This window comes from Cytobacillus stercorigallinarum, assembly GCF_014836495.1.
Classification (GTDB): Bacteria; Bacillota; Bacilli; order Bacillales; family Cytobacillaceae; genus Cytobacillus; species Cytobacillus stercorigallinarum.
Genome location: NZ_JACSQT010000002.1, coordinates 429,533 through 450,183, shown reverse-complemented (window position 1 = coordinate 450,183; position 20,651 = coordinate 429,533). Strand labels below are relative to the sequence as shown.

At 36.4% G+C, this 20,651-nt stretch carries 23 protein-coding genes; all 23 read left to right on the top strand.

The features are described from left to right. Positions 1–4: 4 nt before the first annotated feature. The 23 genes from flgD (at position 5) to H9655_RS06630 (ending at position 20,530) form a co-directional block, all read left to right on the top strand. Positions 5–634, top strand: coding sequence for a flagellar hook assembly protein FlgD (flgD, locus tag H9655_RS06740; RefSeq protein WP_191812224.1), 630 nt, complete (start codon positions 5–7; stop codon positions 632–634). 41 nt (positions 635–675) lie between these two features. Then, positions 676–2,163: a flagellar hook protein FlgE gene (locus H9655_RS06735; RefSeq protein ID WP_191812221.1), complete on the top strand. Its 1,488-nt coding sequence runs from the start codon at positions 676–678 to the stop codon at positions 2,161–2,163. A gap of 44 nt (positions 2,164–2,207) precedes the next feature. Continuing rightward, positions 2,208–2,432, top strand: coding sequence for a flagellar FlbD family protein (locus H9655_RS06730; RefSeq protein ID WP_191812219.1), 225 nt, complete (start codon positions 2,208–2,210; stop codon positions 2,430–2,432). Next, positions 2,425–2,838 (top strand): flagellar basal body-associated protein FliL, encoded by a 414-nt coding sequence (gene fliL / locus H9655_RS06725; RefSeq protein ID WP_191812217.1) that lies wholly within the window; start codon positions 2,425–2,427, stop codon positions 2,836–2,838. The genes H9655_RS06730 and fliL overlap by 8 nt, the downstream gene beginning before the upstream one ends. Positions 2,839–2,907: 69 nt before the next feature. Next, a complete protein-coding gene (gene fliM, locus H9655_RS06720; protein WP_191812215.1) occupies positions 2,908–3,903 on the top strand; it encodes a flagellar motor switch protein FliM in 996 nt (331 codons plus the stop codon). Continuing rightward, positions 3,896–5,110: a flagellar motor switch phosphatase FliY gene (gene fliY / locus H9655_RS06715; protein WP_191812213.1), complete on the top strand. Its 1,215-nt coding sequence runs from the start codon at positions 3,896–3,898 to the stop codon at positions 5,108–5,110. Before fliM ends, fliY begins: the two co-directional genes overlap by 8 nt. Positions 5,111–5,127: 17 nt before the next feature. After that, the gene (locus tag H9655_RS06710) at positions 5,128–5,493 is read left to right on the top strand and encodes a response regulator (RefSeq protein ID WP_191812211.1); all 366 of its coding nucleotides are present in this window, start codon (positions 5,128–5,130) and stop codon (positions 5,491–5,493) included. 80 nt (positions 5,494–5,573) lie between these two features. Beyond that, a complete protein-coding gene (locus tag H9655_RS06705) occupies positions 5,574–6,191 on the top strand; it encodes a flagellar biosynthetic protein FliO (RefSeq protein ID WP_225230470.1) in 618 nt (205 codons plus the stop codon). Beyond that, complete coding sequence (fliP, locus tag H9655_RS06700) at positions 6,184–6,849, top strand: flagellar type III secretion system pore protein FliP (RefSeq protein WP_095369518.1); 666 nt, start codon at positions 6,184–6,186, stop codon at positions 6,847–6,849. Before H9655_RS06705 ends, fliP begins: the two co-directional genes overlap by 8 nt. Positions 6,850–6,868: 19 nt before the next feature. Continuing rightward, positions 6,869–7,138 carry a flagellar biosynthesis protein FliQ gene (gene fliQ, locus H9655_RS06695; RefSeq protein ID WP_191812207.1) on the top strand — a complete coding sequence of 90 codons (270 nt, stop codon included), beginning with the start codon at positions 6,869–6,871 and terminating at the stop codon, positions 7,136–7,138. 7 nt (positions 7,139–7,145) lie between these two features. Then, entirely contained in the window at positions 7,146–7,922 is a 777-nt protein-coding gene (fliR, locus tag H9655_RS06690; RefSeq protein WP_191812205.1) for a flagellar biosynthetic protein FliR, read from the top strand. Between the two features lie 3 nt (positions 7,923–7,925). Next, positions 7,926–9,011: a flagellar biosynthesis protein FlhB gene (gene flhB, locus H9655_RS06685; protein ID WP_191812202.1), complete on the top strand. Its 1,086-nt coding sequence runs from the start codon at positions 7,926–7,928 to the stop codon at positions 9,009–9,011. 73 nt (positions 9,012–9,084) lie between these two features. Next, complete coding sequence (gene flhA, locus H9655_RS06680) at positions 9,085–11,115, top strand: flagellar biosynthesis protein FlhA (RefSeq protein WP_191812200.1); 2,031 nt, start codon at positions 9,085–9,087, stop codon at positions 11,113–11,115. Next, entirely contained in the window at positions 11,115–12,227 is a 1,113-nt protein-coding gene (locus tag H9655_RS06675) for a flagellar biosynthesis protein FlhF (RefSeq protein ID WP_191812198.1), read from the top strand. The genes flhA and H9655_RS06675 overlap by 1 nt, the downstream gene beginning before the upstream one ends. Continuing rightward, entirely contained in the window at positions 12,220–13,092 is an 873-nt protein-coding gene (locus H9655_RS06670) for a MinD/ParA family protein (RefSeq protein WP_191812195.1), read from the top strand. Before H9655_RS06675 ends, H9655_RS06670 begins: the two co-directional genes overlap by 8 nt. 6 nt (positions 13,093–13,098) lie before the next feature. Further along, a complete protein-coding gene (locus H9655_RS06665) occupies positions 13,099–14,184 on the top strand; it encodes a protein-glutamate methylesterase/protein-glutamine glutaminase (RefSeq protein ID WP_318245453.1) in 1,086 nt (361 codons plus the stop codon). 15 nt (positions 14,185–14,199) lie between these two features. Beyond that, complete coding sequence (locus H9655_RS06660) at positions 14,200–16,203, top strand: chemotaxis protein CheA (protein ID WP_191812193.1); 2,004 nt, start codon at positions 14,200–14,202, stop codon at positions 16,201–16,203. Positions 16,204–16,224: 21 nt separating this feature from the next. Next, positions 16,225–16,677, top strand: coding sequence for a chemotaxis protein CheW (locus H9655_RS06655; RefSeq protein ID WP_191812191.1), 453 nt, complete (start codon positions 16,225–16,227; stop codon positions 16,675–16,677). After that, positions 16,677–17,318 (top strand): chemotaxis protein CheC, encoded by a 642-nt coding sequence (locus H9655_RS06650; RefSeq protein WP_191812189.1) that lies wholly within the window; start codon positions 16,677–16,679, stop codon positions 17,316–17,318. Before H9655_RS06655 ends, H9655_RS06650 begins: the two co-directional genes overlap by 1 nt. Next, entirely contained in the window at positions 17,318–17,812 is a 495-nt protein-coding gene (locus H9655_RS06645; protein ID WP_191812187.1) for a chemotaxis protein CheD, read from the top strand. Before H9655_RS06650 ends, H9655_RS06645 begins: the two co-directional genes overlap by 1 nt. A 59-nt stretch (positions 17,813–17,871) precedes the next feature. Further along, the gene (locus tag H9655_RS06640) at positions 17,872–18,624 is read left to right on the top strand and encodes a FliA/WhiG family RNA polymerase sigma factor (RefSeq protein ID WP_191812185.1); all 753 of its coding nucleotides are present in this window, start codon (positions 17,872–17,874) and stop codon (positions 18,622–18,624) included. 24 nt (positions 18,625–18,648) lie between these two features. Continuing rightward, complete coding sequence (locus H9655_RS06635; RefSeq protein ID WP_191812183.1) at positions 18,649–19,986, top strand: DUF342 domain-containing protein; 1,338 nt, start codon at positions 18,649–18,651, stop codon at positions 19,984–19,986. A 43-nt stretch (positions 19,987–20,029) separates the two neighbouring features. Beyond that, a complete protein-coding gene (locus H9655_RS06630) occupies positions 20,030–20,530 on the top strand; it encodes a DUF6115 domain-containing protein (RefSeq protein ID WP_191812181.1) in 501 nt (166 codons plus the stop codon). The last annotated feature ends 121 nt before the right edge of the window (positions 20,531–20,651 follow it).

The window sequence follows — 20,651 nt, the reverse complement described above, 5'->3', positions numbered from 1 at the left end:
TTTTATGACAAACAGTATTGATTCTTCTTTATTGCTATCACAATCACAAACAACGAATAAAAATAATAGCAATACATTAGGCAAAGATGATTTCTTGAAATTATTAATGGTTCAACTTCAAAATCAAGACCCAACAAGCCCGATGGATGATAAAGAATTCATATCACAAATGGCTCAGTTTTCTTCTTTAGAACAAATGACTAATTTGACAACAAGTATGGAAGAAATGATCAACATTCAAGAGCAGAACCAATTACTATCTTATTCTCATTTTGTAGGTAAAGAGATTACTTGGCATAAATTAAATAGTAGTGAGGATAATGTGGAAGTGGAGCAAGGGACTGGAAAGGTTGCTTCCATACAGTTTAAAGATTCTACTGTCACATTTATTCTTGAAGATGGCACGCAATTATCACCAAGTAATATTTCTGAACTAAATCAGCCAACGATTGATGAGAATACATTAGTACAATCTAGTTTATTAATCGGCAAAGAAATTACTTATCAGGATGATCAAGGCGAAAATCAAATAGCTAAAGTAGAGTCAGTATCCTTTAAAGATGGACAAACCTATTTTCATATTTCAGGGTCTGAAAAATTAATTACACCACAGCAAATTACGAAAATTGAATAAAAGAAAAATGATAGATGTAATGATTTAAAGGAGGAATTGCAATGTTACGCTCAATGTATTCAGGGATTAGTGGAATGAAGAATTTTCAAACAAAATTAGATGTAATTGGTAATAATATCGCCAATGTTAATACAGCCGGTTTTAAGAAAAGTAGAGTTACATTTAAAGATGCAATGAATCAAATGGTAGCCGGTCCATCTTCACCGACAGAATTACGTGGAGGGCGAAATGCAACACAAGTTGGGCTAGGGTCGACTTTGGCTACTATCGATGTTATTCACTCTGGATCGAGTATGCAAACAACCGGTAGAGCATTGGATTTAGGTATTGAGGGAGACGGTTATTTTATCGTTCAGCAAGGTGGCGCACAGTATTATACGCGTGCAGGTAATTTTTATTTGGATGATGATGGCAGTCTAGTGAATAGTGAGGGTTTAAAGGTACAGGCATATAATAATAACGGTGTATTAGGTGATGTAGTTGTAAATGTGAATGCCACCCTACCTTCAGTGACAACAGAATCAATCACAGTGCAAGGAAATCTAGCAAAAGATGCGAATATTGGAACGGTATTCAATCAACAAATAAAAACAATTGATAGTAATGGCAATGCCCATGCGTCAACGGTTTACTTTAAAAAGATGGGCGATAATAGCTGGGGTGTCTTTTTTAATGAAGAACCAAAACCATCTTCTGTTGGCACGATCACAAGTTCAAATGAAGAAGCTGGTAATATTAGCGTGAAAAATCCTGAGGGTTACAAGGGGACAGGATCAGGGACATGGACTGTGGCATTGGAAAGCGATGTATATACTATTTCAACTCCTGATGGTGATGTCACTGTAAATGCTTCTGCTGTAGAGAATGGCGTATTATCCGCCCATGGCTTACAAATTGATGTATCAAATGTGAAAGAAACTGGTTCCTGGACTTTTGAGGTAACCCCACCATCGCAACCTGAAGATAATCTTACATTAAGTTTTGATGCAAATGGACAAATCATTGGTGCTGATGCTTTAAAAGAAGGCATTAGAATACCAGTTCCTTCCGGTGTAACAGATAATATGGCAACGGGTGAAGATGAAAGTCAATTATTAGTTAATCTTGATTTTTCTGCACTTACACAAGTAGAAGGAGCATCAAATGCGAATGTATTCCCTGATGGTTATACGGAAGGGAAACTGGAAAGCTTCAATATAGGTGCTTCTGGTGAAATTAATGGTGTCTATTCAAATGGACTGATTGAAATTCTTGGAACGATTGCTTTAGCCAAATTTAGCAATAGCTCAGGGTTAACAAAAGCAGGTAATAACCTTTATCAAGCTTCTGCCAACTCAGGGGTGGCTAATATTGGTGTGGCAGGTGATGGAAGAGGCAGCTTAGCAGCAGGATCACTTGAAATGTCTAATGTCGATTTATCAGAAGAATTTACTGAAATGATTACTGCACAAAGAGGCTTTCAAGCAAATACAAGAATTATTACGACATCTGATGAGATTCTTCAAGAGCTCGTTAACTTGAAACGTTAAAAAGGGGAGGTTTAGGTAAGCTTGGGTTTGCCTATTACAATAAATTGATAAAATTATCGAGATTAAATGGTCAATCGTTTATGTTAAATGCATTTTATATCGAAACAGTCGAATCGTTTCCTGATACGACAATCACACTTACCAATGGTAAAAAGTATGTGGTGAAGGAAAATGAATTAGAAGTAGTGAAAAGTATTCAGCAGTTCTACCAGGCTGTTGGTATGATCAAAGCTCATTCTATGTGGGAGGAGAACGGTGAAGATGAATAAAAAATGGCTCATCGTTGGAATTCTGGCATTGTTACTGGTAATTAGTGGTTCGTTATTTTACTTTACGGATGTAATTGCTAAGGATGCAAATGAGTCTTCTATTGATGATATTCTTGAACGTACTGTTTCTATTGACGAGATTACGACAAATCTAGCAAGTGACGATTATATTCGGATATCTTTTACTATTCAAGTGGAGAGTAAAAAGGCGAAAGAAGAGTTAGAGAAAAGAGATTTCCAAGTAAAGAATTTAATGATTCAAGAGTTATCAGAAATGCAAGCAGATGATTTAAGAGGTAAAGAGGGTCAACTATTATTACAGAAAAGTTTAACTGAAAAAATAAATGACCTGATGGAAACGGGCAAAATTGAAAAAATCTATATTACTGAATCAATCCTCCAATAACATAATTGCTGTCAGATTACTCATCTTTTAAAAATAAGAGTTTATTTCAAAGATATGGAGGTGACTTTTTTGCCAGGAGAAGTTTTATCGCAAAGTGAAATAGATGCGCTTTTATCAGCCCTTTCAACTGGAGAAATGGACGCTGATCAACTGAAAAAGGAACAGAGTGAGCGCAAAATTAAAACATATGATTTTAAACGTGCTCTTAGGTTCTCTAAAGATCAAATTAGAAGCATAACAAGGATTCATGAAAATTTTGCTCGGTTATTAACAACGTACTTTTCAGCACAATTAAGAACTTATGTGCAAATTTCAGTGACATCTACAGATCAAATTCCGTATGAAGAGTTTATTAGCTCTATTCCTAAAATGACAATTCTTAATGTTTTCGATGTTCCACCACTTGATGGGAAACTATTGATCGAAGTTAATCCGAATATCGCATACGCATTAATGGATCGCATGATGGGTGGGAAAGGGTCTAGCTTAAATAAAGTAGAAAACCTAACAGAAATAGAAACAAAAATTATGTCTAATACGTTTTCGAAAGCTTTCCTTCTCTTGAAAGAGGCTTGGAGTAATGTAATAGACATCGAGCCCAGTTATGCAGATTTTGAAGTCAATCCTCAATTCTTGCAGATGGTTTCACCTAATGAAACAGTTGTCGTGATTTCTCTCAATGCCACAATAGGTGAGGCGAGTGGCATGATTAACATTTGTATCCCGCATGTGGCATTAGAGGCCATTATGCCGAAATTATCAGTAAGATATTGGATTGAATCAGATGTGAAAAACAGAGAGCCTGAAGAGATAGAACGATTAACAAAGAATATTGAGATGGCCAGTATTCCCGTTGTATGTGAATTAGGATCGACGGATATTAGTATTGAAGATTTCTTAGATTTATCAATTGGTGATGTGATTGAGTTGGATCAAGGCATTCACGAACCGATGCAGATTAAAGTTGGCGAAATTCCAAAATTCACAGGACAACCTGGGAAAGTCCATAAAAAAATGGCTGTACAAATTTTGGATTTTGTGAAAGGAGAAGAAGAATATGAGTAATGATATGCTTTCACAAGATGAAATTGATGCATTATTAAAAGGAACGGGAGACGAGAATGAAACATTTTTTCGTTCTGTTCCAGAAGAGCAAGACAAAGGGCAAGAATTAACTCTTATTGAACAAGATGCTCTTGGAGAAATAGGAAATATTTCCTTTGGTAGTTCGACGACAGCTTTGTCTACATTATTAAATCAGAAGGTAGAAATAACGACCCCTTCTGTTTCTGTTATCGAATATGACAAATTAATTGAAGAATTCCCACATCCTTATGTTGCTATTAAGGTGAATTATACAGAGGGCTTCAAGGGAACGAATATTCTCGTCATTAATCAACATGATGCATCGATCATTGCAGATTTGATGCTTGGTGGCGATGGAAGTCAACCATCAGCAGACATGGGAGATATTCATTTAAGTGCGGTGCAAGAAGCAATGAATCAAATGATGGGTTCGGCTGCTACTTCAATGTCCACTATTTTTGGAAAGAGGGTGGATATATCTCCTCCGACAATTGATTTACTTAATTTAACAACAGGTGAAGGAGCAGAAACCATCCCTAGGGAAGATCCTCTAGTGAAAATCTCTTTTCGTATTATCATTGGTCAATTAATTGATTCTCATATTATGCAAGTATTACCTTATCACTTTGCAAAAAGTTTAGTGAAGGAGTTATTACAAACTACAGCTGAAGAACAAAGTGACAAGGAAATTGAGGAGCAAGAAGTAAATGATGTACAACCGCAAGAGATTTCACAGATGCAAGAGAGACGCCCATCTTTATCAATGAGTGATATGTCTCATAGCGCCACTGAAAACGGTGATACATATAGTCAGCCTAATTATTATCAACAACCCACTGAGTCCATGCGAAAACAAACGGAACAGGCGCAGATTCAACCGGCCAACTTTTTAGATTTTGGTTCTCAACAACCAGCTGAAAAGCAAACGAATAATTTGGATATGCTCTTAGATATACCATTGCAGCTAACAGTCGAACTAGGACGTACCAAAAGGTCTGTAAGAGAAATTTTAGATATGACACAAGGGTCAATTATTGAATTAGACAAATTGGCTGGCGAACCAGTAGATATATTAATAAATAGTAGATTAATAGCCAAAGGTGAAGTGGTTGTAATAGATGAAAACTTCGGTGTAAGGGTCACTTCAATAATCAGTCAACAAGATCGTCTTAAAAAGTTAAGGTAATCAAGGAGGAAGAGAAAATGTCTCAAAAAATATTAATTGTCGATGATGCAGCTTTTATGAGAATGATGATTAAGGATATATTGGTGAAAAATGGTTTTGAGGTTGTAGGTGAGGCAGCAGATGGTGTACAAGCCGTGGAAAAGTACAAAGAAACAATGCCAGACTTAGTTACAATGGATATTACCATGCCGGAAATGGACGGGATCACCGCATTAAAGGAAATCAAAAAAATTAATAGTCAAGCTAAGATTATTATGTGTTCTGCTATGGGGCAGCAGGCGATGGTAATCGATGCGATTCAAGCAGGTGCGAAAGATTTTATTGTTAAACCATTTCAAGCAGATAGGGTTATCGAGGCGATTTCAAAAACATTGAATCAATAAGCCGTAAGAAGTGAGATGTAATGAACATGTATAAACAAGTAATAGGAAGAATATGTCTACTAACCATTTCCTGCTTATTTTTGACGCAGTTACTCATTGTGACTGCGTCAGCTGAATCTAGAAGTGTAGAAGAAATGGTGAATGATGAGGAGAAATCCGCAGAGACCAATGAGGTTGAACAAGATATAGACTCAGAAGAAATTACAGCAGACACTACCGATGTCGGTTTAAGTGCTTGGGATTTTATTAAGATGATTTTTGCTACAGTGTTTGTTGTAGCGTTGTTATATGGATTGTTAAAGTTCGTTAATAAAAAAAGCCGCTCTTATAAATCAACCAATGTCGTTAATCACCTCGGGGGGACTGCCTTAGGTCAAAACCGCTCGGTGCAAGTCGTCAAAATAGGTGAAAAAGTGTATATACTAGGCGTTGGTGAAAATGTACAACTCATCAGTGAGGTCGCTGATAAAGAAGAGCGGGAGACTTTATTAAAACATTATGAAGAACAAGGTGAGCAGTCGTTGCCAGCAAGACAGTTTCTTACTCAACCTTTCAAGATAATGAAGAAGTCGGAAAGTGAACAAGTTAAGAACCAATCTTTCCAAGATATTCTTAGTAAACAACTGGCAGATATGAAAAAAACACGTTCCGATCAACTTGATAAGGTGAAGAAGAAAGGTAATCACGAACATGAATGAAGTAATGGAGATATTTAATAACAGTTCACCTGATAATATTTCAACATCTATTAAACTGTTACTAATGTTAACTGTACTTTCCTTAGCGCCAAGTATTTTAATATTAATGACATGCTTTACGCGTATCGTGATTGTTCTCTCCTTCGTTAGGACGGCATTAGCTACTCAATCTATGCCTCCCAATCAAGTGATAATTGGACTTGCCTTATTTTTAACTTTTTTTGTGATGGCGCCTACTTTTCATGAGGTTAATGAACAAGCATTATCACCCCTTTTCAATGAAGAAATTGATCTAGAGGAAGCATATGATCGAGCTTCCCTTCCCTTTAAAGAGTTTATGAGTGCTCATACGAGAGAAAAGGATCTACAGTTATTTCTAGATTATTCAGGAGCTGAAAAGCCTACTTCTATCGAGGAGATTCCATTAACAGCACTAGTGCCGGCATTTGCTATTAGTGAAATTAAAACAGCCTTCCAAATTGGTTTTATGATTTTTATTCCATTTCTAGTGATTGATATGGTCGTGGCAAGTGTATTAATGTCGATGGGAATGATGATGCTTCCACCTGTAATGATCTCATTACCTTTTAAGATTTTATTGTTCGTATTAGTTGATGGTTGGTATTTAGTAGTGAAATCACTACTACAAAGTTTTTAAGTAAGGGAATGTTAGGGAAATGACTTCGGAAACCGTAATTTCAATTGCAGAGCAGGGGATAATGGCGGTACTAATTGTATGCGGACCATTATTATTACTTGCTTTAGTGGTCGGCTTAATTGTAAGTATCTTTCAAGCAACAACACAAATCCAAGAACAGACGCTAGCATTTGTTCCTAAAATTGTCGCTGTATTAGTTGGAATAGTCGTCTTTGGGCCATGGATGTTAAATTATATGGTTAGCTATACAAATGATATTCTTTCTAATTTAACAAGGTATATAGGTTAAAGTTATTATGGAAGAATTATTCAACTATTTTCCAAGTTTCCTATTAGTATTTGTAAGAATTACCTCCTTTTTTGTAATGATGCCGATTTTTTCATATAGGAATGTTCCAAATACAATGAAAGTAGGGCTTGGTTTTTTTATTGCCTGGATTATGGTATTTACACTTGATTTACCATTACTCGAAATAGACAATATGTATATTTTCCTAATTCTTAAAGAAGCATTGGTTGGATTGTTTATCGGCTTTCTTGCTTATTTATTATTATCGGCGATTCAAACAGCAGGTGGCTTTATCGACTTTCAAATGGGTTTTGCCTTGGCGAATGTCATCGATCCACAAACTGGTGCACAAAGTCCGCTTACGGGTCAATATTTATACATTATCTCACTTCTATTTCTATTATCGGTCAATGGTCATCATTTATTATTAGACGGTATCTTCTATAGCTATCAATATGTGCCACTCGATCAACCGTGGATTGCATTTGGAGATGCTAGTATGGCTGAATACATGGTGAAAGCTTTTAGTAGAATGTTTGTTATTGCCTTTCAAATGGCTATTCCCGTTGTCAGCTGTTTATTTCTTGTCGATGTTGCATTAGGGATTCTCGCTCGAACTTTCCCACAGCTAAACGTCTTTGTTGTCGGGTTACCGTTGAAAATAGGTGTTAGCTACATCATTTTATTTATTGTGATGGGTGTGATGATGTTAGTTGTATCAAAACTGTTTGAAGAAATGTTGTATTTTTTACGAGGCATGATGAACTTGATGGGAGGGGCATAAAAAATGTTTCTCACACTCGATTTACAACTTTTTGCTGGGGAAAAGACAGAGAAAGCAACACCGAAAAAGAAACAAGACAGTCGTAAGAAGGGGCAAGTTGCAAAGAGCCAAGATGTAACTACCGCTATTATGTTACTAGCTGTTTTTACTTTCTTCTTCTTTGCCGCAGATTTTCTGCAAACTTCCATCATCACAATGCTTGAGCATTCTTTTAATGAATATTTATTACTCGATGTAACGGAAGCATCCGTTTTTAAGATTTTATTGGATGTCTTAAAAGAACTGGTGATGATTGTTGGTCCAATTATGGTTGTTGCCCTGATCGCAGGAATCATTGTTAATTATATTCAAGTTGGCGTGTTATTTACGACAAAACCAGTTGAACCGAAGCTTGAGAAGTTAGACCCGATTAAAGGCTTCAAGAGAATTTTTTCCCTCCGCGCCATTGTTGAAATGTTAAAATCGATTCTTAAAATTAGTATAATTGGCGTCGTTGTTTTTTCTATTTTATGGTTAAGAATTGACGAGATTCTCATTCTTTCGCAAAAAACAATAGGGGCTGCAATGAAAACAGTCATAGATTTAACCATTCAAATGGGGATATTTGCTTCGTTAGCATTATTGGTTCTAGCAATATTAGATTATTTATACCAAAAATATGATTATGAAAAGAATTTACGGATGTCAAAGCAAGATATAAAAGATGAACATAAAAATTCTGAGGGAGACCCTTTAATTAAATCAAAAATTAAACAAAGGCAGAGGGAGATGGCGACAAGAAGAATGATGCAAGAAGTGCCAAAAGCAGATGTCATCATTACCAATCCTACTCACTATGCTATCTGTTTGAAGTATGATGAGTCTAAAGCAGACGCACCAATTCTTACAGCTAAAGGGGTCGACCATGTCGCCCAAAAAATAAAATTAATCGCTAATGAACATAAAGTAATCATGGTAGAGAATAGACCGCTTGCTAGAGGTCTTTATGATCAAGTTGATATTGGCGAGAGTATACCTGAAGAGTTTTTTAAAGCGGTTGCTGAAGTATTAGCTTACGTATACAAAGTGAAAAACCAATTGGAGAAATGATAACTATTAAAAATAACCATCTATCATAAGATGGAGAGATAGATTGTTTTATATATCGTTAGGAGAGAATCAGATGGCTGTAAAAGATTTATCGGTGTTGTTGAGCGTTATTTTAATTGTTGCTATGCTCATCATTCCTTTCCCCCATTGGCTATTAAGTATTTTAATTATCATTAATATGGCGCTCGCACTTATGGTTTTACTCATGGCCATGAGTATGAAGGAAGCACTAGAATTTTCTATATTTCCATCGCTTGTTCTTTTAATGACTTTATTTCGCATCGGGCTGAATGTCTCTACGATGCGTGCCATCCTTTCCGAAGGTGATGCGGGGAAAGTTGTTGAGACGTTTGGTTCCTTTGTTACTGGAGGTAACGTAATCGTCGGTTTAGTTGTGTTCATCATTCTTGTTATTGTTCAGTTTATTGTAATTACAAAAGGGACTGAGCGAGTGTCAGAGGTTGCAGCAAGATTTACTTTGGATGCAATGCCGGGAAAACAAATGAGTATTGATGCAGATTTAAATGCAGGGATGATCTCTGAACAAGAGGCTAGAAATCGTCGTGAAAAAATCGGGCGTGAAGCAGATTTCTATGGAGCGATGGATGGTGCGAGTAAATTTGTAAAAGGCGATGCAATTGCGTCAATTATTATTACCTTAATTAATCTAATCGTTGGAATAATCATTGGTGTCACACAATTAGGTTTACCTATAGGAGAGGCTGCCACTCATTTTTCTATGTTAACAATTGGTGATGGATTAGTGAGCCAAATACCCGCTCTTCTCATGTCTACTGCGACTGGGTTAGTTGTCACTAGGTCAGCTTCAGAGGGAAATATCGGATCAGATATCACTGGGCAATTATTCTCTTATCCTAAAATGCTCTATATTGCCGGCGCGACTATTCTTTTCTTAGGTGTGTTTACACCGATTGGCTTGTTATTAACACTTCCTATTGCAGGCTTGTTAATAGCTGGTGGGTATTTTATTTCTAAAACACCAGCACCTGACAAGGAACAATTACAAGAAATCGAAGAAGAAGTGCAAACGGATGAAATGAAAAGTCCTGAGAGTGTGATTAATCTATTAAATGTTGACCCGATAGAATTTGAATTTGGCTACGGGCTTATCCCACTCGCAGATGCGAATCAAGGTGGCGATTTACTTGATCGAATCGTGATGATTAGAAGGCAATTAGCCATAGAATTAGGGATTATTATCCCCGTCGTTCGCATTAGAGATAATATTCAATTACAACCAAACGAGTATCGTCTCAAAATTAAAGGGAATGTAATGGCCAAAGGGGAGCTCTTGTTAGATCATTATTTAGCCATGAGTCCAGGTGTCGAGGAAGATTCTATCGAAGGAATTGACACAATAGAACCTTCATTTGGTTTACCAGCTAAATGGATTAATGAAGACACGAAAGAGCAAGCTGAGATTTACGGTTATACGGTTGTTGATCCCCCTTCAGTTGTGTCCACTCATTTAACTGAAGTGATTAAAAATAATGCCCATGAGTTAATTGGTCGTCAAGAAACGAAGCAATTAATCGATCATTTAAAATCAAGTTATCCCATTCTGGTTGAAGAAGTTACACCGACGCCTTTAACAACGGGAGATATTCAAAAAGTACTGGCGAAATTACTTAGAGAAAACATCTCTATTAAGAACCTACCAGTGATATTTGAGAGTTTAGCAGATACTGTTCGATCGACAACTGATACAGATTTATTAACGGAGTATGTTCGCCAATCACTCGCTAGGCAAATCACCGATCAATTTCATGAAGGTGAATCGTTAAAAGTGATCACTTTATCTGGAAAAGTTGAGAAGATTATTGCTGATGGCATTCAACAAACAGAACAGGGGCGTTTTTTATCGGTAGATCCGACGCAAACACAAACGATTTTAGAGTCACTGGCAAACCAAATCGAACAAAGTTCTATGTTGAATCATTCACCAGTGGTCTTATGTTCACCTGCTGTTCGATTATATGTAAGACAATTGACAGAAAGGTATTTTCCGCAAGTACCTATTCTCTCTTACAATGAGATAGAAGCTAATGCAGAAGTACAAAGCGTTGGAGTGGTGAATCTATAATGAAAGTGAAAAAGTTTACTGTTAATACAATGGCAGAAGGGTTAGAGAGGATACGTAAAGATTTAGGGCCAGATGCCATGATTTTACAGACGAAAAAAACGAAAAAAGCAACGGGATTTCTCGGTCTGTTTAAAAAGGAGCAACTAGAGATTATGGCAGGTGTCGACCCTGATGTGAAACAGCAGGCATCTGATCCGCAAACTCCTTCAGGTGAGATAGAGAATATGCAACAAATTATTACGCAATTGAAAGAAGTAAAAGGACTCATCAAAGAAAAGCGAGACGATTTACATATTCAAGCTGAAACCATGCCGACAGATGTTAAACGAATGATTGAACGATTACACAATATGGAATTACCGCCATTCCTTATAAATGAGATGACAGATCATCTATTAGCCAGATGGTATAAAGAATCAGAGCAATTACGTGATAGCAAGGTGACAGAATGGATAGAAGAATATCTAAATAGTAAACTCACAGGTCTTTCATTTGGTGGTATTACTTATAACAATCAATTAATTAAACTTATAGGTCCAACAGGAGTTGGGAAAACAACTACAATTGCTAAATTGGCTGCTGAAGCGGTATTAAAGCATAAAAAACAGGTGGCATTTATTACAACTGATACGTATCGTATTGCTGCTATTGAGCAACTAAGGACATATGCCAATATTTTTCATGCACCTATAGAAGTTTGCTATTCTGCCGAAGATTATCAACAAGCAGTAGAGAAGTTTGCTCACTATGATGTGATATTCATAGATACAGCAGGAAGGAATTATCGACTTGAGGAAAATATAAAGGAGCTTTCCTCTGTAACAAAAACCACTGATTTCCCAACAGAGACGTTCCTAGTGCTGTCACTTACTGCAAAAGTAGAAGATATGAAAGAGATATATGAGCAATTTATCGGAATGGACATTGACCGTTTCCTATTTACTAAAATGGATGAAACGAGCAGCCTTCATGCAGTAGGAGAGATGGTATTTCATTATCAAAAAGGGATTGCTTATATGACAAATGGACAAGAAGTACCTGAAGACCTGCAAGAGATGACAAAGGAGAATTTTTTAGATATCGTTCTCAAAAAGGATTCGGCTCATGTATGATCAGGCGTCTAAACTACGTGATCAATTAAAGAATAATCAACCCTTTATCGCTTCAGAAGGTCGTGTCATCTCTGTGATTAGTGGCAAAGGCGGTGTGGGGAAGTCAAATATATCCTTGAATCTATCCCTTTTATTGAAAGAGCGAAAGAAGACAGTCTTGTTAATTGACATGGATATAGGTATGGGAAATCAAGATATTCTTATCGGTCGTTCTTTTCCGTTTACTTTAGCTGATTATTTTAATGGAAAGCGCTCATTCAATGAGTTAATAGAAAAAGGTCCATTAGGGATTGATATGATTGCCGGTGGTTCAGGACTATCAAATATGTTGCAACTGGATAAACAAAAGGTGAATAACTTCCTCGATGATTTAAGTTTCATTTTAAGGACATATGATTTCATTATTTTAGATATGGGTGCAGGGATGAGCTTCGAAGCCGTTTCATTTATATCATCTTCTAAAGAAGTGATTGTTGTTACAACGCCGGAGCCTCCAGCTATAATGGATGCTTACGGTGCGATAAAACAAATTGCCAAAAATCAGTCGGATGTTCATTTTTCAATGATTATGAATCGCGTCGATGATTTACAGCAAGCTCGTGAAGCATTCCAGCGGGTTTCGGCAGTAGTTAAGAAATTTCTACAATTGGAAATCGTATACTTGGGCTCTGTGTTAGAAGATAAAAAAGTGAAAAAAGCTGTTCAACACCAAGTGCCCTTTGTCCAATTGGATCGAGAAGGACAAGCTGCCAAGCAATTAGCACTTATTACTTCTCAATTATTAAATGAAATAGAAAGAGTAGAACAAGGAAACAGTACATCTTTTATCCAGCGTTTAAAACATTTGCTTTTAAGTAGGGGGTGATTGGGTGTGAGTAAGGATAAGATTAAGGTAGTTGTCATTGATGACTCAGCATTTATGAGAAAACTAATTACTGATTTTTTATCTGGAGATCCACTAATAGAAGTAATAGGTGTGGCGAGGAATGGTGAAGAGGGCGTCCGTGAAGTGATTCAAAAACAGCCAGATGTCGTGACTTTAGATATTGAAATGCCTATTATGAACGGACTTGAGGCGTTGCAAAAAATAATGGCCAATAAACCTCTACCAGTTATCATGTTATCTAGTGCTGCAAAAGTAAGTACAGATCATACGATTTTAGCATTTAAATATGGTGCATTTGATTTTATAGAAAAGCCATCAGGTCCGATTTCATTGGATTTATATAAAATCAAGCATGATTTAATAGAAAAAGTGAAAATAGCACGACAAACAAATATGAAATCGTTAATTAGTCCTATAAATAAACCTCGCAAAACCATAAAAACATCCGAAAATTATAGTAATATAGAACTAGAAAGTGAGTATTTTGTATCAAGTGAGAAGAAACCTTTACTCGTTACAATTGCCGCATCAACAGGAGGGCCAAGAGCCATTCAATCTATTTTACAAAGTTTTCCACAAGATATAAATGCAACAATACTCATTGTCCAACATATGCCTCCGTTTTTCACCCAATCTTTAGCAAACCGTTTGAATCAAATGACTCATATTACGGTGAAAGAAGTAGAAGATGGGGAAAGGTTGGAGAGAGGTGTTGCTTATATTGCAAAAGGCGGCTTTCATTTTACTATAAATCAAAAAGGCAGTTTTCTTTTCGCTCATTTAATACCACCGGAGAAAAAAGTGGGGCATTGTCCGTCTGCTGATGTGCTATTTGCTTCATTTAGTGAATTGCAGGGCTATAGACAATTAGCTGTCGTATTGACTGGAATGGGCGTAGATGGAAAAAAGGGAGCACAAAAGTTAAAAGAGAAAACGAAAACAACAATTATTGCCGAATCGAAAGAAACAGCCATCGTTTACGGAATGCCAAAAGCGATCGTTGATAATGGATTAGCTGATGAAGTGGTAGAGTTACAAAATGTCTCATCTACAATCTTGAAGTATGTTTAATGGAGGTGTCTTTAGATGGAAATGAACCAATATTTAGATCTTTTTATTGAAGAAAGTAAAGAACATTTACAAAACTGTAATGATTTGCTTCTTAAATTAGAGCAAAGCCCAGAGGATTTATTCATTGTTAATGAGATTTTTCGCTCTGCTCATACTTTAAAAGGCATGTCAGCTACAATGGAGTTTAATGATCTAGCCCAATTAACTCACCAAATGGAGAATGTGTTAGACCTTATTCGGAATGAGAAATTAGCTGTTTCTTCACAAGTACTTGATGTATTATTTTTAGCAGCTGATTATTTAGAAGAAATGGTAGAATCTATTGCCAATGGTGGGAATGGACAATTGAATGTAGAGACTGTTGTGAAACAATTGCAAAGCTTGGATAGCAACCAACCGCTTGAAATTGGAAATGCACCGGAAACTGTGCAAGTTGGAAAGCTGACCTATGATGATTATGAGTGGACGGTATTAAGTCAATCAAAAGATACCGATTATCAGCCCTTTGAAGTGACGGTGCAATTACATAAAGATTGTTTATTAAAAGCGGTTCGAGTATTTATGGTTTTTGAAACATTAGAGAAAAATGGGGAAATCATTAAATCGCACCCACAAGCAACTGCTCTTGAAGAGGAACAATTTGACTTTGAGTTTACAGTAACCATTCTCTCCTCTAACACAAAAGAAGAGATTGAAATAGAACTGTTGAAGATATCTGAAATTGACGCGGTTGAAATCATAGCGATAGATTTGTCTCAAGCGAGTGAAGAAGTGGCTGTAGCTGTAGAAGAAACCTCGTTGCCTACAAAAAAAGAGGTTGAAGTAACGCAGCAACAGACTTCATCATTCAAACAGCAAAGCAAACATGGCACGAAAACAATAAGAGTAAACATTGAACGGTTAGATATCTTGATGAATTTATTTGAGGAATTAGTGATTGATAGAGGACGCTTACTACAAATTTCGCAAGATCTAGACCATCAAGGGTTACAAGAAACGGTTGAACATATGTCTCGTATTTCCGGTGATTTGCAAAATATCATTCTCAATATGAGGATGGTTCCAATTGATACCGTCTTTAATCGTTTCCCCAAAATGGTTAGGCAACTAGCGAAGGATTTGCATAAATCTGTTAACTTAGAGATTATTGGTGCCCAAACAGAATTAGATCGAACCGTCATTGATGAGATTGGTGATCCACTCGTTCATTTGATTAGAAATGCAATGGATCATGGAATTGAAAAGCCGGAGGAGCGTTTAGCGAAAGGTAAGCCACAACAAGGAACAATTATCTTGAAAGCTTATCATAGCGGAAATCATATATTCATAGAGATAACGGATGATGGAGCGGGAATAAATAAGGATAATGTGTGTCGAAAAGCCATTGCTAAAGGGATTATTAAAGAAGAAGAGATTGCTTCTATGGAAGATCAAGAAATTTATCAGCTTATTTTTTCATCAGGTTTTTCTACAGCTAAGGAAATTTCCGATGTTTCGGGCAGAGGTGTCGGTTTAGATGTTGTTAAAAGTATAATTGAATCATTAGGCGGATATGTGACGATTCAGTCTAATGAAGGCTACGGCTCAACTTTCTCCATTCAATTACCTTTAACCCTTTCGATTATTTCCGCTATGTTAGTAGAAGTAGAAAATGAAAAATATGCTATTCCTTTATCGTCAATTATTGAAACAGCCATTATAAAAAAAGCTGACATTATGAAAACACATAATCAGCAAGTAATCGACTTTAGAGGTAAAGTTGTTCCGCTCGTTTCCTTACAATCTATCTTTGAAGTGAACGATGTAAGTGAAGAAATACCAGAGACGCTTTCAGTAGTTATCGTTCGAAAAGGAGACAAGCTTGCTGCATTAATCGTGAGTTCTTTTATCGGACAACAAGAGATTGTCCTAAAATCATTAGGTGATTATTTAACGAATGTTTTTGCTATATCGGGTGCGACAATATTAGGGGATGGACAAGTAGCGTTAATTATTGATTGCAATGAGTTGATAAAATAATAGGAAGATGGTGATTGGACTGTGGAAAATAAACAACATACTGTTCAATTAATTGTATTTCAGCTTGGTGATAAAGAATATGGGGTACCTGTTGCTGATGTACTCTCAATAGAAAAAATAGAACATATTACGAGAGTGCCAGGTACAGAAAAATATATTAAAGGGGTCATTAATCTGCGTGGCGTTATACTGCCAATTGTCGATTTGCGTACGAGATTTAATTTACCCGAACACCCATATTCCCAACATACTCGAATTATTATTACGAAAAAAGGTGAAAAGGAAGTGGGGCTAATTGTTGATACAGCGAATGATGTGATAGATGTTGCCACATCACAATTAGAGCCCCCGCCTGAAGTGGTGGGAACAGAGTCGTTTGATTATATAAAAGCTGTCGCCAAAATGAATCAACAAATTCTTATTTTGATTGACTTAGCTAAAGTATTAAATATAGAGGAGAATGTAGAAATTTAATGGCGCATTCTTATTCTATTAATGAACGACACCATCTCCCAAAATTTATAGATATGTTAAAAGAAGTAGCAAATATTGGTGCAGGTAATGCAGCAACAGCCCTTTCTTTTTTGTTGGATAAAAAAGTAAATATGCATGTTCCCTCGGTTCATATATATAGCTATCAAGAGGTAGTCGAAGCAAACGGTAATGACGAGAACGTAACGGTTGGGGGCCTATCGCAAGTCTCAGGCTCTCTTTCAAGCCAACTATTATTATTAATGTCTCATCAAAATGTAGAACGGTGGATAGCAGATTTGCTACAAAGTCAAAATGAAAAGTTTAGTAGTCTATACGATCACATGGAACAATCTGCATTAGCAGAATTAATGAATATGTTAACAGGCGCTTACGCTTCAGCACTTGGTGATTTTTTTGGAGAACCTCTTTTTTGTTCGCTTCCTGCTATTAGTATCGATATGTCAGCTGCACTAATCAGTGATGCGTGTATTACACAATCATACGATTTTGACGAGTTATTAGTTATGCAAACGAGTATGGAGATTGTTGAAGAATCGAAACAAGAGCTTTGTCGCTTATTGATCTTTCTCGATAATCACTCGTTATCTGAAATCTTAAAGAGATGTGACGGACAAATATAATGAATACAAGTGAAGTCGTGAAAGTTGGGATAGCTGACTATCATATTGTTCAGGCACCTCAGTTAATCCGGACGTCAGGTTTAGGTTCTTGCGTAGGTGTCGTACTTTATGATCAAAAAAAGAAAATAGCAGGTTTGGTTCATATTATGCTCCCTGACTCATCCTTAGCAAAATCACAGGTATTTAACCCCGCCAAGTTTGCTGATTCAGGTATTAAGCATTTGTACGATGAATTAATTAAAAGTGGAGCGCATCGTATTTCCATCATGGCTAAGTTTGCAGGTGGGGCTCATATGTTTAAATTTTCATCTGGCCAAGATGTGATCCGTATTGGCGAAAGAAACATTGCCACTACAGAACGAATACTAAAAAGCTTGCAAGTTGAAGTGACAGGTAAAGATGTAGGCGGTCATTGCGGACGAACGATTGAGTTCAACCCAGAGAATGGCAAGATGATGGTTAAGACGGTTAATCAAGGAGTCACATATATATAAATATTTGTTAGAGGAGGTGAGTATCTGGTTTAAATCATGTATTTAGCCAGATTCAATCAATGCTACAAGTTTCAGAAGAAAAAGCTTGGGATGAATGGGTATGTTCACGAAATCAGGATGCGGGTAATTTTCTCGTTAAAAGATATATGCCACTAGTGAGTTATCATGTACAGAGAATTGCAGCGGGTCTCCCTAAAAACGTGTCAAGGGATGAATTGAAAAGTTTAGGCATGATGGGTTTATTTGATGCACTAGAAAAATACGATCCCAATCGAGACCTTAAATTTGATACGTATGCATCCTTCAGAGTAAGAGGCGCCATCTTAGATGGGCTAAGAAAAGAAGATTGGCTTTCTAGAAGCTCGCGAGAAAGAACAAAAAAAGTGGAAGCGGCGATTGAAAGACTAGAACAGGCCTATATGCGTAATGTCACAGTTGAAGAAATTGCTCTTGAAGTGCAATTATCAACAAAGGAAGTATATGCTACTTTAAATGAACAATACATAGCCAACTTATTATCTATTGATGAAAAACCGAGTGACTATGACTACGATGATTATTCATTTGTTCTTCAAGATGAAAGAGCGATATTACCAGAAAAGCAGCTTGTGAAAAATGAAATAATTGAAGAATTAACGTCCCAAATTAAGCAATTAAACGAAAAGGAACAATTAGTGGTTAGTTTATTTTATAAAGAAGAACTGACATTAACAGAAATTGGGGAAGTTATGCAGCTTTCTACATCTAGAATTTCACAAATTCATTCAAAGGCAATTCAAAAGTTAAAGAAAACATTAGAAAAAATCGTCTAATGTTCTTTGAAGGAGGGTTTTTCTATGGTAAGAGGGCAAATCATTACTGTATCACCTGATAGGTTAACTGCTATGTTGCACCTAAAGGCAAGTGAGATACAAAATGATGATATTAAAAAAGTAATAGAAAATAGTATTCTTAAGGCGAATATTACATATGGACTTGACCATGCACTAATCGCGAAAATCGTCGAAGACCCTCAAGCCTACACTTACCCAATCGAAATTGCAAAGGGCGAGAAACCAATCGCTGGAAGAGATGCTTATTTAGTAAAGGAAAAGTTAAATTTGCATAGTGAGAAGCGAGAGAAGCTTACTGACATCCATCGGCATATGCTGACAGTAACAAACGGTGAGGTGGTCGCAACCATTTTTCCAGCTACACCTGGGACGGACGGAATCGATGTACATGGACGCAGAGTGAACAGTATGGATGGGAGAGAATTACATATCACCCCAGGGGAAAATGTCATTTTTCATCATGGACAATATTATTCTTTAATTAATGGTGAAGTCTTACTGTCAAAAGACACCTTATCTGTTTTGCCGATACAAGTAATAGATGGTGATTATCATCCTGGAAAAGGGATCATAAAATTTGATGGCCATGTGGTTGTAAAAGGGAATGTCTTAACAGGGAGCCATATTGCCGCAACAGGTAATATAAGAGTAGAAGGAACTGTTGAAAACGCCAAATTAGAGGCACAAGGCTATATTTATATTGAAGGTGGAGTCTTGGGGAATCAATATGGTAAAATTCAGGCTCAAGGCAGTATTAGAGCCACTTTTTTAAATCAAGCTGCGGTAGAATCGGCAAGTAATATTTATATAGAGCGTTCTATCCTTCATAGTGTAGTAGTTGCCAAGGAACATATTTTTGCAAATAATGCATCTGTCATCGGGGGGCATTTATCAACATATGGTGAATTGATTGTCAAAGATATTGGCAATCACCATTATACATATACTGAAATTGAATTAAAAGAAGAGGATCATTCACTACAAGAAAAGCTAGGAGAAATCTCGACCAAACTTGCTGAATTAAATATCGTCAAACAAAAGTTAGTCTCAATTGAGTATAAATTGCAGGAGGATCAGCAGGGACATCCGTTGGCAGTAAAGCATAAAAAGACTAAGAAACATATCGACCAAGAAATTTTAAATCTGACGAAAAAGAAACAAGAGATAGAAAGCCACCACTCCTTACAAAAGAAAAAGCTAGCTATCAAAATTCTTGGAGATCTTTACCCACAAACGAAGATAAAAAAAGGAAAGTACGCCAAGTTATTTAAAAAGCCGAATGCGCATGTGACCATTCATTTTAATCAATCAGAATTTGTAGTATCACCTATCGAAAATTAAAAAGCAGAGAGTCACTTATAGTTTATAAAAAAGGGGATAAATAATGATTGTTTTCTTCCTTATCATAAGTCTTATATTGAATATACTCGCAATAACTGCGATTCTTCTCCTTTATTTACGGCAAAACCGTTTTGTTTCTTTAGAAAAAGAACAAAAAAATAATATAGAACAAATGGATCAATTATTAGCGATATACCTAACGGAAATGCGTGAAGAGAATGAAGCCTTTTTAAAGCAAATCCAACAAAGAAATACATTATCTCCGGTAAATAACGAATCTAACCTACAAACGGAGGCAAATCCACAAGAGTTGAATAAACGCTATCCAGCAACAACAGCTAAAAAGAAGGCTGCATCTATTTATCAAGCTAATCAAGCCAATAAGGATACTCCTATTGATCATCAAAGAGAAGAAAATGAAGCGACTACCCATTCTTCTATTCAGGAGCTTTATCATCAAGGGAACTCCGTTGAAGAAATTGCAAAATACATGAATAAAGGAAAAAAGGAAGTAGAACTTTTATTGAAATTTTCTATGGAATGATGATAAGTCTTGCTTACTTACTGGAGTTATGCTATATTATAAAACGGTGTTAATACACACGCTTATTGATTTAACTAGTTGGTGCTGTCAATACAGTTTCTAGTTAAAGATGATATGAGCG

Bases quoted from the DNA above. Each gene is read 5' to 3' on its own strand.
- fliP (WP_095369518.1), top strand. From the start codon at position 6,184: ATGAATGAAGTAATGGAGATATTTAATAACAGTTCACCTGATAATATT.
- fliY (WP_191812213.1), top strand. From the start codon at position 3,896: ATGAGTAATGATATGCTTTCACAAGATGAAATTGATGCATTATTAAAA.
- flgD (WP_191812224.1), top strand. From the start codon at position 5: ATGACAAACAGTATTGATTCTTCTTTATTGCTATCACAATCACAAACA.
- H9655_RS06635 (WP_191812183.1), top strand. From the start codon at position 18,649: ATGGTAAGAGGGCAAATCATTACTGTATCACCTGATAGGTTAACTGCT.
- H9655_RS06670 (WP_191812195.1), top strand. From the start codon at position 12,220: ATGTATGATCAGGCGTCTAAACTACGTGATCAATTAAAGAATAATCAA.
- H9655_RS06630 (WP_191812181.1), top strand. From the start codon at position 20,030: ATGATTGTTTTCTTCCTTATCATAAGTCTTATATTGAATATACTCGCA.
- fliL (WP_191812217.1), top strand. From the start codon at position 2,425: ATGAATAAAAAATGGCTCATCGTTGGAATTCTGGCATTGTTACTGGTA.
- fliQ (WP_191812207.1), top strand. From the start codon at position 6,869: ATGACTTCGGAAACCGTAATTTCAATTGCAGAGCAGGGGATAATGGCG.
- H9655_RS06735 (WP_191812221.1), top strand. From the start codon at position 676: ATGTTACGCTCAATGTATTCAGGGATTAGTGGAATGAAGAATTTTCAA.
- H9655_RS06640 (WP_191812185.1), top strand. From the start codon at position 17,872: ATGCTACAAGTTTCAGAAGAAAAAGCTTGGGATGAATGGGTATGTTCA.
- H9655_RS06660 (WP_191812193.1), top strand. From the start codon at position 14,200: ATGGAAATGAACCAATATTTAGATCTTTTTATTGAAGAAAGTAAAGAA.
- H9655_RS06675 (WP_191812198.1), top strand. From the start codon at position 11,115: ATGAAAGTGAAAAAGTTTACTGTTAATACAATGGCAGAAGGGTTAGAG.
- flhB (WP_191812202.1), top strand. From the start codon at position 7,926: ATGTTTCTCACACTCGATTTACAACTTTTTGCTGGGGAAAAGACAGAG.
- H9655_RS06645 (WP_191812187.1), top strand. From the start codon at position 17,318: ATGAATACAAGTGAAGTCGTGAAAGTTGGGATAGCTGACTATCATATT.
- H9655_RS06710 (WP_191812211.1), top strand. From the start codon at position 5,128: ATGTCTCAAAAAATATTAATTGTCGATGATGCAGCTTTTATGAGAATG.
- H9655_RS06650 (WP_191812189.1), top strand. From the start codon at position 16,677: ATGGCGCATTCTTATTCTATTAATGAACGACACCATCTCCCAAAATTT.
- flhA (WP_191812200.1), top strand. From the start codon at position 9,085: ATGGCTGTAAAAGATTTATCGGTGTTGTTGAGCGTTATTTTAATTGTT.
- fliR (WP_191812205.1), top strand. From the start codon at position 7,146: ATGGAAGAATTATTCAACTATTTTCCAAGTTTCCTATTAGTATTTGTA.